The organism is Rhodococcus pseudokoreensis, assembly GCF_017068395.1.
Lineage (GTDB): Bacteria > Actinomycetota > Actinomycetes > Mycobacteriales > Mycobacteriaceae > Rhodococcus_F > Rhodococcus_F pseudokoreensis.
The window spans coordinates 1577995-1592310 of the sequence record NZ_CP070619.1 but is presented as its reverse complement, the minus strand read 5'-3'; the positions used below and the strand labels follow the sequence as shown (position 1 = coordinate 1592310).

The window sequence follows — 14316 nt, the reverse complement described above, 5'->3', positions numbered from 1 at the left end:
CGGTCAGGGGCGGTCGGCGGGCACGGGATTGCGCTGGGGATCCCACTCGACGAGCACGTGCTCGGGGCCCCGGAAGGAGGTGTTGGGCAGGTACGAGAAGTCCTGTCCGGCAACGAGCGACATGTGCGGGAGACGACGGGACACCTCTTCGAGGAACACCTTCATCTCCAACCGGGCGAGCGTGGCACCGAGGCAGGTGTGGCTTCCGATGCCGAAGGTGAGGTGACGGCGGGCGTTGCCGCGATGGATGTCGAAGTCGTCGGGTTCGGGGAAGACCGAGTCGTCACGGTTCGCCGAGGCCATGACGATGAGCAGTCGGCCGCCCGCGGGGATCTCGACGCCGCCGACGGTGGTGTCGGTGACGGCCTTACGCCGCCATGCGACGACGGAACCGCTGTAGCGCAGGCATTCCTCGATGGCCTTGGGGATCAGTGTGGGATCGACGCAGATCTCTTCCCAGGCCGCGCGGTCCTCTAGGAGCGTGCGGAAGGCGTTGCCGGTGGCGTTGGTGGTGGTCTCGTGGGCGGCGACGACACCGCTCATCATGATGTTCTGCAGGTAGTTGTCGTCGAACAGATCGGGGTGCTGGCGTTGCATCTCGATCGCGTGCGGGATCCAGCCCTGTGCGTTCGGGTCGGCCTTGAGCTTCTGGACCAGGCCGCCGGCGAATTCCCAGAACTTGCCCATACCGGTGGCGACCCGGGTCTGCTCGTCACCGGTGGGGTGGCCCCAGGTGAACAGGGTCTGCTGCATTCCGAAATGCCGGCAGGTCTCGATGTCCTCGTCGGGGACCCCGAGGAAGATGAGCGCGACGATGCACGGCACTTCGTAGAGCAGGTCACCGATGAGGTCGGCGCGCCCGTCCTTGATGACCCTGTCGAGGTAGGTGTTGACGACCTCACGGATCTTCGGTTCGAGTACCGCGACGTTGTCCGCCTCGAACGGCTGCATCAGCAGGCGACGGCGTTCGGTGTGGATCGGCTCGTCCTCGTTCACGATGGTCGGGCCGGGGGCGAACTGGTAGGTGCCCAGAATCTGCAGGGCTTCGTCGCTGATGGGGGTGATCTGATCGAGGGTGATCGACGGTGAGAACACAGACGGTGTCTTGAAGATCTGCTTGATGTCCTCGTAGCGGGTGACGACCCAGTAGTCGAGGAGTGGGCTGTAGAACACCGGCTCCTCTTTGCGGGCTTCCTTCAACGATGTGGGTGGATCGACCTGGTATGCACCACGAAACGGATCGAATCCTGCCGCCATACCTGAAACGGGGCATCCGGTCGGGCTTTTCACGCCTTCCGGCGCGTGATCGACGGTCATTCGTCTCCTCCAGATTGGGGAATAGCCGCTGTCGAGCGATTCCCCATTAGCGTATGATTCAGGTCACAAGAGCCGCCATCCTGTGCGCGCAGCAATATATCCAATTGGCGCAAACAACCGAACAGTTCTCCATTTCGAGTCGACCAGAGAGACCGACGAATTAATGACCGAACTTCCACAGCAGGGAAACGGCACCAGAACGTTTCTCTCGGACGACATCGACGAGGCGCGCGATATCGGTAGCGATCTCTACTACCCCCACGAGGTTCGCGTTCTCGGTGACGAGCACAAGTTTCAAATGCGAATGACGGCCGCATCGTTCGGTCCGGTCACGCTCGGGCGCCTCGACTATTCGACCGAGGTGGAGATCTTCACCAATGAGCTGCTCGATTCGTATCAGGTGAACATCCCGATGCGGGGAGAACTGATCACTGGGTCGGGCCGTTCCCGAACGGTGGCGAACCCGCACCGTGCCGCGGTCTACCGATGCGATCAACGGTCGCTGCTGCGCGGGTGGGCTTCGCCCTATCCGACCCCGGTACTCGCCCTGAAGATCGATCGCCGGGCACTCGAAGACCAGCTCGCCGCGCGATTGGGCATCGAGGTCGCGAACCCGATCGTCTTCGACGTGGACCTCGATCTCGACTCGGTGGTCGGGCGTCAGTGGTTGTCCCTGGTCGAGGGGCTGTCGCACCAACTCGACAGTCCCGAAGCCCTGGCCCTGCATCCCATCGTGGCAGCGCCGATGGCCGAATGTTTGATGAGCGGTCTACTCGTGGCGGCCGAGCACGACTACCGGGCCCGCCTCTACGAACCCAAGCCCGCGCTGCCGGGAACGGTCCGGCTCGCCCTCGACTACCTCGATGCCCACGCCCAGCAGCCACTGACCGTGGCGCAGGTCGCGAAGAACATCGGTGTCAGCGTGCGCTCCCTGCAGGTCGGATTCCAGAACTCGCTGGGGACCACACCGATGCGCCAGCTGAAGATCATCCGCCTGCAGAAAGCCCGGAAGGATCTGCTCGCCGCCGATCCCGCGGAGGTGGGTGTCACCGAGATCGCTCAACGGTGGGGATTTCTGCACGTGGGGCGCTTCGCCGGCGACTACCGGGCGGCGTTCGGCGTCAGTCCGTCGGAGGATTTGCGCACGATCCCGTTCCACTAGCAGCGGATATGCCGATCCCGCGGAAGTCGTGTCCATCACTTCCGCGGGATCGGTGCACCCGGATCCGTCAGCGCCAACGTCCTGACCCGGGTGATAAGGGCGAGCGGTGGTTACTGCACCACGGCCGCCAGGTTCGGGGCGGCGACGGTGAACTCCTCACGGAAGATCAACCGGGGTGCCATCCGCCGCCGCTTGAGCGCCTTCACGGCCGCCTCGACCATCGGCGGCGGCCCGCACAGGTACGCGCTCATTCCCTTGCAGGACGAGAAGTCGTCGAGCACGACGTCGGTGACCATGCCCATCGCCCCGTCCCACTGCTCCTCGCTCAGGGCGGGTCGGTAGTGGAAGTGCTCGTGCTCTCGCGCGAGGCCGCGGAAGAACTCGACGTCGTACAGGTCTTCCTGACGGCGACCGCCGTGGTACAGGTACAACTCCGGCACCAGCCGCTCGGCCAGAGCGTGCTGGACGATCGACTTCAGCGGGGCCAAGCCGGTACCGCCGCCGATCAGGATCGCCGGCTCGTCCTGCTCCTTGACCAGGTTGAACTGACCCAACGGTCCGCGCAGCGAGAGCCGGTCACCGACCTGCATCGGCCCGAAGATCCATCGCTCGGTGGCCAGCCCCTCGGGGGTCAGCTTGACGTGGAATTCGAGGCGCCGGGTCTCCGTCGGGGGGTTGGCCATCGAGTACTGCCTGCCGACGTTGTGCTCGGGAACGATCAGTTCCGCGTACTGGCCGGCGTTGAACAGCATCGGGGTGTCCAGTTCGACGACGAGTCGGCGGGTGTTCGCGGCGATGTCTTCGAGCACCACCACCGTGGCGTCGTAGTCCCGCAGGGGAAAGTGCGGAACGCCGTCATCCCCGGTGCCACCGAGCGGTTCGACGGTCAGATCCGAACGCGGGGTTGCCATACAGCCCAGGACCAGCCCGTCCGCGCGTTCCCCGGCGGTGAGGGTGTACTCCGGTGACTCGTTGTGGTTGACCTCCCCGCACAGCACCTTGAGCTTGCAGGTGCCGCAGGTGCCCTGGGTACACGAGTGGGGAAGCCATTCGTTCGCCCGAAGCGCCGCATCGAGGATGGATTGGTCTTCGGCAACGGTAACGTCCGAATTCTTACCCTGGATACGGACCGTGTAATTATTAGCCATTTCCGACAGTGCTCCAATCCGATGAAAATGCTCCCGAAGTGCCCGGTATTTCAATCTCCGGACCGGACACTTCGGGTGTCCGGAAATGTGATTCCGTTACACTTCCCATTTGGTGAACAATTGCTTGGGGCCGCGGAAACCCCATCCCCAGAAATCAACCTCGTGTGCGTCGTCGCGTTCGAGGTTCGGGATCGCTTCGAGCAATTCCTCCAGCCCGATCCGGATAACCGCGTTGGCGAAATAGGTTCCCGCGCAGGCGTGCTTTCCGCCGCCGAACGTCATGTTCGGGAGCAGTGCCCGATCGAGGTCGAATTCGGTCGGCGCGTTGTAGGCGTTCTCGTCCTGGTTGGCCGAGCCGTAGGACAGCATGACGATCGAACCCTCCGGCAGGGTGACCCCACCGACGGTGACCTCGTGAGCGGCGCGTTTGACCACCGCAGACCAGATCGGTGCGACCCAGCGCATACCCTCCGAGACCGCCCGCGGGATCAAGGCAGGGTCGTCGACGACGCGTTCGAGCTGGTCAGGCTTGGTGAACAGTCCCGCCAACGTGGTCGCCATCGCATGACCGGGTTCCTGCATCGCTCCGAGCAGGAAGACATACAGGTTGGGGTAGATGACGTCGCGGCTTCGGGTCTGCCCCTCGGGCATGCCGTCGTGCAGCCAGTGGGAGATCGCGGTGTGGTCGGGCTCCTTGATCCACTTGTCGATCTTCGGGTCGACGTGGGCGATGATCTCCGCCTTGGCCTCGTCGCCGGGGATGAATCCGTCCGGGTTGGCGAACTCACCGTTCTCGTCGACCGCGGCGTTGGTGAACGACACGCTCAGCTTGTGGAACCACTCGCGCAGCTTGTCGTGGCTGACATCGTCGAGTCCGAGGAGATCACCGAGGGCGCGCACGCTGACGGGTTCGCAGTAGGCGGCCACGATGTCGGCCTGGCCGTCGTTCTCGATTTCGGCGAGCCGCTGCCGCGCGAACGGGCGCACCAGGTCGTCGATGTACTTGTCCACCGCCGAGGGCTGCAGGTGCGGTTCGACCATGTCCCGCAGGTCACGGTGGTCGTCGCCGTTGGTGTTGAGCAGGGCGCCGGGGCCGAAGGTGCGCCCACCCGCAGCCGAGATGACGGCCGGCCAGTTGTCGGCGTCCTTGGCGATCTGTTCGCACAGTTCCTTCGTCGAGACGATGTGCATGCCGAGCGCGGGGACGAAGGCGACGGGCGCCTCCTTCCGCAGGCGCTCGTAGAAGGGATAGGGGTCGGCTTCGAGTTCTTCGATCGTGATGTCGTCGATGAAACTCTGGGTGGAAGTCATGGTGCTCCTTCTGCGTCAGGCTCTGGCGGTGCCGCAGTCGATGAACCGCCGGCCGAGCGAGAGTGGGGTGTGTCAGGTGCCGTACCGTGCCGGGTTTGCGCTGATCAGCAGCACGTCAGGCGGGATCGCGTGGGTGCGGTTCGGCTCGGACCGCACCCACGCGTAACTCAGGCGGTCGGTGCGCCGGCGACGGCGCGTGAGTGGTCGATCTCGTCGCCGATCGCCTGCTCGGCTGCCGCGGCGTCGGGGCCGGGGCCGCCGGGGCCGAAGTGCGCGTATTTCTCGATGTGCTGGTCGAGCGAGAGCGGGCTCGGGGTGCCGTAGGTGAAGTACGTCTCCCACGGCAGCTTCGCGCCGCCGATCGCCAGCCCGGTGTCGATGTCGGACATCTGCCAGGTCTTGGTCTCGCCGTCCGGGTCGAGGTGCAGGTAGCCGACCTCACCGAACAGCTCGATGCGGTTGCCGCCGGGCTCGAAGACGTACAGGAACTGGGCCTGGGTGATCCCGTGCTTGTCGGGTCCGGCTTCGATCCGAATGTCGTAGTCGCGGAACATCTCCACGGCGTCGATGTTGTGCTGGCCGGTGCCGTAGTAGAACGCGAGGTGGTGCATCTTGCCCCGTTCACCCTGCGCGTCCCGCAGGCAGGCGACCTCGTGGCCGAGGATGTTCGAACTCATCCAGGCACCGATCTCGGTGTCGCCGTCGACGACGCGTTCGGTGGTCCGGAACCCGAGGTGGCGTTCGAAGGAGTTCTTCACCGCGGTGACGTCGCTGGCGAGCAGGTTGAGGTGGTCGATGCGTTTGACGGGGATGCCCTGCAGCGGCTTCTTCGACGGGCGGGTGAGGATCTTGGACTGCAGCTCCGGCGGGGCCTGGTACTTCTCGACCTCCCAGAGCAGTTCCAGGTTGTGCCCGTCCGGGGACTGGTAGGTGAAGGTCTTGCCGTACCCGAAGTCGCTCTCACGCCATGCGCCGTCGACGTTGGCGTCCTTGAGGGACGCTGCCCGGCGTTCGAGGGCTTCCGGGGAGCTGGTGCGCAGTGCCGCGTGGCCGAGCCCGGCCTGGGTGGATTCGGTGACCTTGAGGCTCCACTGGTACGGGTCCTCGTAGGCGCGCAGGTAGACCGACTGCCCCTCGGTGTGGGTGATGTACATGCCGAGGAACTTCGTGAAGAAGTCCACCGTCTCCTGCGGCTTGGGGCTCAGCAGTTCGGCACGGGCGAGATGGGAAATCTCGAACCGAGAGTCACTCATGTGTCATTCTCCTTCGTTGCCTGCCTGAGCAGTGTCCGCTGACCGACCGCGGGGGCAAGGGCGCTCCACCGGTCATCGAGCCAGTGCGGAGCTGCGTGTGTGGCGCTTCGGTTCGCCGATGCGGTATCGGCTTGTGTCCGATGTCACGAGCATGATCCAAGTCACCTGCCGTTCGCTACATGATCCAGAATCGCCGAACAAGCGATGGAAATCACCCCACTTCTGTTCGGAGACTGGGAAACTCTGCGTGCAGTGGATATCGGCGGCACTAGATTGCGCTTTTTGGACATTCACACCCCATGCCCGGGGGAGCAGCGCGTCCGTGGCAGGTGACCTGGTCCGAGACGCCACGCTGTCGTCAGGACTGCGCCGCGATCGCTCTCAGGCCCTTTGCAGAGGGCGGCGAGGGCAGTCGATCGCAGAAACTCGGATTCAGCACAGCGTCACCGCGCTCGTTGACGGGCTTACTGCGTGTAATTGGTGAAGCCGTCAACGAGGATGTCGGGAACGGACCTTCCCCGGACACGCAGGTGTTTCGGGTAGTCGCGGAGTGTGCTGGCCACATCGAAGATTGCGACGACGTTCTCCTGCGCGTCGAGGATAAGCATGGCGCCTTCGATGATGAAGAACACGTCGGTCTCGGGCGCATCGTCGGCGACCTTCAGGGTGTGGTCGACCCGGGAGGTTCGAACAGGAAGGATCCTGCGGTGTTGGATGGCGAGTCGGTGGACTCGAGATACCGCCACTCACCTGAAAGCGTGAACGCGTAGATCGTTCCGGTGTGGATGGGATCTCGGCCACGGGGCGGCCCGACGGCGCCGGCATCCCGACCCGTTCGGCCAGATCGTTCACCGACAGCTCGCCGCCCACCAGCTGCCAGAGCACCTGCACCTCAGGTGCGGCGGCCGGGTGCCCGCACGGCGGAGCTGCTAGGTCAAATGACGTAGCCGGGGCGAGTCATGGAGCGTCGTGATCGGAGTCATACGAGTGTGTCGCCGGTCGGTGTCGCGGTTCTACCGTGGAGAGACGACGAACTCAGGCGCACGATCTCGTGGTCGCCTGCAGGAGTGATAGGAAGACAATGACCTTCAGTGTTGATGGAATGCGGACCGCCCCTGAGGTATACGCGTGGAGCCGGTTCGGGCAGCCCGAGTACACCGATTGGCTCGACGAGAGCATGTCGTGGAAGGAGACCTGCTATATCGGTGACTGGTCGTTTTTGTGGCAGCACCGGTTCACCGGCCCGGACGCGCTGCGGCTGTTCTCCGACATCTCCGTCAACAGCTTCGCCAAGTTCGACCACGGCCAGTCCAAGCACCTGATCCACACGAACAAGAACGGCAAGGTCATCCACGAGGGAGTCCTGACCCGGTTCGGTGACGACGACTACATGCTGCACGGTCGTGGCGGCTTCTGGGCCAGCTATCAGCTCGGCCGCACCGACTACGACGTGAAGGTGCAGCAGGAGGACTGGTTCATCTACCAGGTCTCCGGCCCGAACTCGGTGAAGGTGCTCGAGAAGGTCAGCGGCCAAACCGGTCTGCGGGACACCGGATTCATGCGCCTGCATCCGATCACGGTCGCCGGCCACAAGATCTGGGCGCTGCGACAGGGCATGTCCGGTGAGATCGGGTTCGAGTTGCAGGGACCGAAGGAGTACGGGCAGGAGATCTACGACGTCATCGTCGAGGCCGGTCAGGAATTCGGGATCCGGAAGCTCGGCGGCCGAGTCGCGATGATCAATCACCTCGAGGCGTGTTTCCCCACCATCGCCACCGACTACATCCCCGCCATCTTCGACGAGGACATGGCCGAGTACCTCGAGGTGTTCTCCTCCTCGATGCCCTCGTTCGCGCAGCCGGCATACATCGCGGGCAGCTACGACGGCCGCGAGATCAGCGAGTACTACCGGAGCCCGGTCGAGCTCGGCTGGGCCCGCAACATCAACTTCGACCACGACTTCCTCGGTCGTGCCGCGCTCGCGGAGGAGAAGACTGACCCTCGTCGGGTGATCCGCACACTGGTGTGGGATGCCGACGATGTCCAGGACGTCTTCGCGTCGCTGTTCCGGCCGGGGGAGAATTACCCCTACATGGAGATGCCACGGGATCAGCGCGGGTTCATGTGGGCCGACAAGGTGACCGCCGGCGACGACCTGGTGGGTGTCGCGACCTCCCGAGGTTACAGCTACTACTACCGGCAGATGCTCTCGCTCAGCACGATCGACGTCGCCTACAGCGAACCGGGCACCGAACTGACCGTGCACTGGGGTCGCCCGGACGGCCCGCAGAAGGCGATCCGCGCCACCGTGGCCCCGGCGCCGTACAAGCCGGATCGTCGCCGCGCCGACCTCCACACCGCCTAAGTCTCTCTCCCAGAATGTGAAGTAGCCGTCACCATGACCCATTCCTATGTACTGACCTTCTCGTGCGTCGACGAGCGAGGCATCGTCAGCGCCGTCTCGACCGCCCTGCTGCAGTTGGGCTGCACCATCACCGACGCGCAGCACTTCGACGACCAGCTGACCGGGCGGTTCTTCTCCCGGATCCAGTTCGACACCGTGCGCGTCGACCTGGAGAAATCCGAGGTGGCCGCGGGACTGTCACCGGTGCTGACCTCGTTCGACGCGACGTGGGCGATCCGCGGCACCGAGGAGCGCATGCGGGTGCTGATCATGGCGTCGAAGCTCGATCACTGCCTGGTAGACCTGCTGTATCGGTGGCGGACCGGGGAGTTGGCGATGGATGTGGTCGGTATCGTGTCGAACCACCCCCGTGAGGTGTATCAGAACATCGACCTCGGTGACCTGCCGTTCCACCACCTTCCGGTCACCAAGGACACCAAGGCCGAGCAGGAGAGCAAGCTGCTCGGGATCGTCGAGGAATACCATGTCGACCTCGTCGTCCTCGCCCGGTACATGCAAATCCTGTCCGACGACTTGTCGGCGAAACTGGCCGGCAAGTGCATCAACATCCACCACTCGTTCCTGCCGGGATTCAAGGGCGCGAAGCCCTACCACCAGGCTCACGCACGGGGCGTCAAATTGATCGGCGCCACAGCGCATTACGTGACCGGGGATCTGGACGAGGGGCCGATCATCGTGCAGGACGTCGAGCCGGTCAGCCACCGCGACACCCCGGACCAGCTGGTGCGGAAGGGCCGCGACATCGAACGCCGCGTGCTCGCCTCGGCAGTCCACCATCATCTGACCGGACGGGTGCTGACCAACGGCAGCACCACCGTGGTGTTCGCTGATTGAGAAGGCGAGGGCAGCTGGGTGAGATTGCACCCAGCTGCCGGCCACGTGCACCTGGGTGAGATTGCACCCAGCTGCCGGCCACGTGCACCTGCGCGGCGCACGTGTCCAACTCCCCGCGGGTCCTCCTAGAGTTCGACCACCCCAGCAGGTCTGGATGACAGCTGACGCGTCCGGTGAGGGAAGGTTCTCGCCGGACGCGTCATCTGTTGAACAAGGACCCCTCACCCGTCCGGAGTCGAGGATGGCTCGGCGAACAGCCTCGATGCCGTCGACGGCCGGACATTCTTGCTGTAGATGGCCGCCTCGAGAGCGTGGGCCATCCCGCGGTATCGCGAGGGGCGATGCCAGGCTTGACCGATGCGCCGGCATTCATCCTCACCGGACGATGATTCAGGTGTTCGTTGGCTTTTACCTGGAATCGTGGAGGCTCAGAGCGGTGAGGGCGTTCTCCTTCAGGATCAACGGGCGAACCTCATTCCTGATCTCGAGTTTGTCGAACTCACTCATCCATCGATCCGATTGCAGAACGGGAAAATCGGAACCGAAGAGAACCTTGTGTCTGAGATACGAGTTCGCGGCACGGATGAGTTGGGGAGGAAAGTATTTCGGGGACCATCCGGAGAGGTCGATGTAGACGTTGGCTTTGTGGGTTGCGATGGCGATCTGTTCGTCGGCCCACGGGATCGCCGGGTGGGCCATGATGATGGTGAGATCGGGAAAGTCGGCAGCGATGTCGTCGAGCAGCATGGGATTGGAATAGCGGAGTTTGACGCCATGACCTCCGCGGAGACCCGCTCCGATGCCAGTCTGTCCGGTGTGGAACAGAGCCGGTACCCCGGCTTCTGCGATTGTCTCGTACAGCGGATAGAATCTGTGGTCGTTCGGTTCGAAGCCTTGCATGCTGGGGTGGAACTTGAAGCCACGAACTCCGTAGTCGTCGATCAGGTGAACGGCCCTTTTGACGGCCGCCTTGCCACCCCACGGATCGACAGATCCGAAGGGGATCAGCACGTCGTTGTTGCGCGCGGCACCTCGGGCAATGTCTTCTACCGAATTTCCGGAGTGACCGCTGGCGGAGCCGGCATCCACCGTGAAGACGACCGCTGCCATGTTCCGCGCACGGTAGTGAGCCGCGACCGAATCGACTGTGCTGGCCCTGTCCGCCTCTGATTTGAAGTATTGGGCGGACGCCGCCATGAGATCGTCGTCAAGTGCTCGATGACCGCACCCGTCAACCTCCACATGGGTATGGACGTCGAGTGCGGAAATTGCGTCGAAGTCGATTGCGCATTCGTACTTCTCTGCGCGAATACTGGAATCGTGCGCTGGGGAGTTGGTGACACTCATCGTTGTTCCTTGGTCGGGATGGGTGGGGTCGGCGTTGCGGCTACCGTCAGGCGGTGGTTGGGATACCGTGCAGGGCGCGTCGTATGAGTGAGGCAGTCTCGGAAATATGCTCCGGACTCACTACCACCCCGACGTCGAGGACGTCAGAGATACTTTCACCCTTGACTATCCGCTTCAGCGGAAGCTCGAGGCGTTTGCCGGTCCTATTGCGCGGAATGCTGGGAACGATGACGACATGATCAGGAGCGTGCCGCGGTGAGAGGTGTGTCCGAAGTGCGCGTCGAACCTCTCGATGCAGTTGTTCCGGCTCGACAGTGCTGGTAGTCGCAACCTCGACGGCGAGCACCAGTTCACCCATCCCGGCTTCATCTTCGAAATGCAGAATGATGCTGTCGGTAATGTCGGGTTGCGAGTCGAGGACAGCGTAGAACTCGGCGGTGCCGAGCCGAACCCCACCTCGGTTGAGGGTCGCGTCGGAACGACCGGTAATCACCCACGTGTCGCGCTCGGTGTGGATCAGCCAGTCGCCGTGTCGCCATTGGTTCGGATATATGTCGAAGTAGCTTGCGCGGTACCGTGCAAAATCTTCATCGCCCCAGAAGAACACCGGCATCGAGGGCATTGGCTGGCGAACCACCAGTTCGCCGGGAACACCCTGAACGGGAACTCCGTGCGCGTCGAGTGCGTCGACATCGACCCCGAGTGGGCGGCAGGACATCTCGCCCGCATAAACGGCCACCAACGGGCACCCTCCGACGAATCCTGTTCCCACATCGGTGCCCCCAGAGGACGAGAGCAGCAGGAGATCGTTGTTCACCGCGGTGTAGATCCACCCGGACGCGTCGGCTGCCAACTCTGATCCGGATGACATGATCAGCCGCAGATTCCGCAGATCCCACTGGTCTGCGGGGCGTAGTCCCGAATGTGCCCAACGCGTCAAGTAGGCTGCGCCGGTCCCAAGGAACGTCGCTCCTGTCTCTGCAGCAATTGCCCACTGTGACCACGGGCCATCGAGCGCCGGCCACGCCGGATCGCCGTCGACAAGCACAATGGCCGTGCCGAGCAGGAGCGAGGACACCATCAGGTTCCACACGACCCAACCGGTGGTGGTGTAGTAGAACGCGATGTCGTCTGCGGTGAAGTCCTGGTGAAGGCCGAGCATCTTATAGTGTTCGACGAGAAACCCGCCGTGGCAGTGCACAATGGCTTTGGGGCGCCCCGTGGTTCCAGAGGAAAATAGCACCACGAGTGGATGACCGAAGGGCACCGGTTCCGTGGTGACGGGCCCGTCCTCAGCGGTGAACTCGGAGTACGACATGAAGTTGTCGGGAATGCTTGCGTCTGAGTCGAGATAAGGCAGCAGAACCATCGTGGAATCGGGTAGTGCAGCTCTGATTTCCATGAGATCGGATTCGCGGCGGATGGTCTTGTCGCCCCAGCGGTATCCGTCAACCGATATGACCAACGAGGGATCGAGCTGGCTGATGCGTTGTAGTGCGGCGCTCGCCCCCATCTCCGGAGGAACAGAGCTCCACACCGCCCCCATCGCGCTGGTAGCGAGGTACGCGGCGACGGCTTCGGGGATATTCGGCAGGTAGCCGACGATACGGTCCCCGCGCCCGACACCTAAAGATGTTTCGGTAATAGGGTGAGCACTGATCATAAGGAAAGGCCGGTGTGGTCGAGGAAGCCGTGGCACAGGTCGTAGTTCGAGCCGATCCGGGTCAGGCCGGCCTCGGTCGCGATGCGGACCTCGTCGAGGATGTCGGGGCAAAGGTTGGCGAGTTCGGTGGATTTCATGTTGCCCCAGACTTGTTCGATGGGGTTGAGCTCAGGCGCATACGCAGGGAGGCGTTCGACGTGGAGCCAGTCGCGTTGGGTGGCCAGCCACGCGGTCATCGCCTTGGATCGGTGGGCCATGAGCCCGTCCCAGATCAGGATGACCTTCTCGCCGGCGAAGTGGGTGCGTAGCTCGGTGAGGAATTCGATGAGCTTGTCGGTGTTGTAGGCGCCGTCGGTCATGGAGAACACGAACGCGCTGCGGCTGCGGTCAGGGCGATAGGCCAGGACCCCGGCCATGGACATCCGTTTCCAGGAGAATCGGTGATGCAGAACCGGTGTCATACCTTTGGGCGCCCAGGTTGCACGGACCACCGGGAGTAGCGACACACCACTTTCGTCCTGGAAGCAGATCCATGCACCTCGGCGCCGCGCTATTTTTTTATCCGCGGCCACTCGTTCTCGCGCCAGGCGACGATGGCGTCCTCGTCGCGTTCGACTGCCCGACGTGCGGGCCGCTGTCGGCTCCACCCGAGCCGGGTCCGCAGGATCGTCCACGTCTGGGTGGGTCCGTAGGTCACGCCGGTGAGCCGCTCGATGACGATCGCGACCCGGCCCAGGGTCCACACCCCGGTCGCGAAGCCATGCGCTTGCGGTCCTTTGAGCAGTTCCTCTCGGATCGCCTCGATCTGGGCGTCATCGAGCCGGGGCCGGCGCCCCGCGCGACCGGCACCTTCCAACGACTCACTGCCTCCTTCGGTCCACTGTCGATGCCAGCGTGAGGCGGTCTGCTGGGAGACTTCCAACTCGACCGCGACATCGATCTGCCGCCGACCTGCGGCGAACATCTCCGCCGCCCGCATCCGCCTGTCACGCAACGCACCGAGATCACGGCGAGTACCGCGCTGCTTGACTTTCCGGGCGTCGGGCTCCTCGCCGGAACCGGTTTCCTTACCTGCCATTCATCAATGATCCAGCAGCACAGTGGGAATCCCGTGCAATGACACACCCTATTACCGAACCATCTTTAATCGGGCCAGACCTGACTGGATGCGTCCGATCTCCGCGATCAGGCGTGCACCGGTCCACTCGACGTTGCCCGCGGTCTGGCTACGTGAGAGGACCATCGCCGTGTCTGGTCGCGCCGACAGCTCTCGCAGGACGTGTTCTGCGTAGTTGAGTGTCATGCCTGGGAACCACTGTGCCCCGGGCATTGTCGGGTCTGTCAGTACCGCAGAGTGCGGTGTGTGCGCGATGACGCCGAATTCGTCGCAGATCGATTCCCAAAAGCTCTTGAGATCCGTGATCGACCATCGCCAAGCGTCGTCGTAGGTGTCGAAGTGCTGCTCAGTGCGTTCCTCGATCTTCAATAGGTACCGGCCGATCCGGCTGTCGTGCCACTCGGTCTTGGTGGGTGCCGGACGAAGCTCGTCTCCTGCTGCGGGAGTATTCATCATCGGTAGATCACTTTCGGAGAGTTGAGGTCCAGGCTTGGCGGTGGGCCGAGGCCGGACGAGGAGGTCGCGATGCGTCAGAGGTTGCGCCCTTGGACGCTGATTCAAATGTAGGTGGGATACTCCCCAGCTCACGCTCTCGACGATCGGAGGTTCGCCGAAAGGCCGATGAACTGCGGACTGCCGCAACGCTGGTAGAGCGGGCACTGTCTGTCGTTCGGTGGGTTCACAGGTCCTGACGGTTGCACAGTCCACCGGTGTGCAACCAGACGATCGGCCCACGCCA

Annotated in this window: 13 protein-coding genes and 1 pseudogene; 3 read left to right on the top strand and 11 right to left on the bottom strand. The window is 63.5% G+C overall.

Going from position 1 to position 14316, the window contains the following annotated elements; genetic code table 11:
• Positions 1-3 precede the first annotated feature (3 nt).
• The gene (locus JWS13_RS12770; protein WP_206005840.1) at positions 4-1317 is read right to left on the bottom strand and encodes a cytochrome P450; all 1314 of its coding nucleotides are present in this window, start codon (positions 1315-1317) and stop codon (positions 4-6) included.
• Between the two features lie 163 nt (positions 1318-1480).
• Here JWS13_RS12770 and JWS13_RS12765 point away from each other — a divergent pair, with 163 nt between their 5' ends.
• Entirely contained in the window at positions 1481-2479 is a 999-nt protein-coding gene (locus tag JWS13_RS12765; RefSeq protein ID WP_206005839.1) for an AraC family transcriptional regulator, read from the top strand.
• 110 nt (positions 2480-2589) lie between these two features.
• Here JWS13_RS12765 and JWS13_RS12760 read toward each other — a convergent pair whose 3' ends face one another.
• The 5 genes and pseudogenes from JWS13_RS12760 to JWS13_RS46435 form a co-directional block, all read right to left on the bottom strand.
• Complete coding sequence (locus tag JWS13_RS12760; protein WP_206005838.1) at positions 2590-3627, bottom strand: NADH:ubiquinone reductase (Na(+)-transporting) subunit F; 1038 nt, start codon at positions 3625-3627, stop codon at positions 2590-2592.
• A 96-nt stretch (positions 3628-3723) separates the two neighbouring features.
• A complete protein-coding gene (locus tag JWS13_RS12755) occupies positions 3724-4938 on the bottom strand; it encodes a cytochrome P450 (RefSeq protein WP_206005837.1) in 1215 nt (404 codons plus the stop codon).
• Positions 4939-5105: 167 nt separating this feature from the next.
• Entirely contained in the window at positions 5106-6191 is a 1086-nt protein-coding gene (locus JWS13_RS12750) for a VOC family protein (protein ID WP_206005836.1), read from the bottom strand.
• A gap of 464 nt (positions 6192-6655) precedes the next feature.
• Positions 6656-6937: a cupin domain-containing protein gene (locus JWS13_RS12745; RefSeq protein ID WP_179220457.1), complete on the bottom strand. Its 282-nt coding sequence runs from the start codon at positions 6935-6937 to the stop codon at positions 6656-6658.
• Positions 6938-7001: 64 nt separating this feature from the next.
• Positions 7002-7097 (bottom strand): annotated as a pseudogene (locus tag JWS13_RS46435) (transcriptional regulator); the annotation flags it as partial.
• Positions 7098-7272: 175 nt separating this feature from the next.
• Here JWS13_RS46435 and JWS13_RS12740 point away from each other — a divergent pair.
• Positions 7273-8556, top strand: coding sequence for an aminomethyltransferase family protein (locus tag JWS13_RS12740; protein ID WP_206005835.1), 1284 nt, complete (start codon positions 7273-7275; stop codon positions 8554-8556).
• Positions 8557-8589: 33 nt separating this feature from the next.
• A complete protein-coding gene (gene purU, locus JWS13_RS12735) occupies positions 8590-9450 on the top strand; it encodes a formyltetrahydrofolate deformylase (RefSeq protein WP_206005834.1) in 861 nt (286 codons plus the stop codon).
• 408 nt (positions 9451-9858) lie between these two features.
• Here purU and JWS13_RS12730 read toward each other — a convergent pair whose 3' ends face one another.
• Genes JWS13_RS12730 through JWS13_RS12710 form a run of 5 tightly spaced genes read right to left on the bottom strand, consistent with a single transcriptional unit; the run spans position 9859 to position 14033 of the window.
• Complete coding sequence (locus JWS13_RS12730) at positions 9859-10797, bottom strand: amidohydrolase family protein (protein ID WP_206005833.1); 939 nt, start codon at positions 10795-10797, stop codon at positions 9859-9861.
• A 46-nt stretch (positions 10798-10843) separates the two neighbouring features.
• Positions 10844-12460: an acetoacetate--CoA ligase gene (locus JWS13_RS12725; RefSeq protein ID WP_206005832.1), complete on the bottom strand. Its 1617-nt coding sequence runs from the start codon at positions 12458-12460 to the stop codon at positions 10844-10846.
• Positions 12457-13032 carry an IS630 family transposase gene (locus JWS13_RS12720; protein ID WP_206005831.1) on the bottom strand — a complete coding sequence of 192 codons (576 nt, stop codon included), beginning with the start codon at positions 13030-13032 and terminating at the stop codon, positions 12457-12459. The genes JWS13_RS12725 and JWS13_RS12720 overlap by 4 nt, the downstream gene beginning before the upstream one ends.
• Positions 13011-13538 (bottom strand): winged helix-turn-helix domain-containing protein, encoded by a 528-nt coding sequence (locus JWS13_RS12715; RefSeq protein WP_206005830.1) that lies wholly within the window; start codon positions 13536-13538, stop codon positions 13011-13013. Before JWS13_RS12715 ends, JWS13_RS12720 begins: the two co-directional genes overlap by 22 nt.
• 51 nt (positions 13539-13589) lie before the next feature.
• Entirely contained in the window at positions 13590-14033 is a 444-nt protein-coding gene (locus tag JWS13_RS12710; RefSeq protein ID WP_206005829.1) for an acetyl-coenzyme A synthetase N-terminal domain-containing protein, read from the bottom strand.
• Positions 14034-14316: the final 283 nt, after the last annotated feature.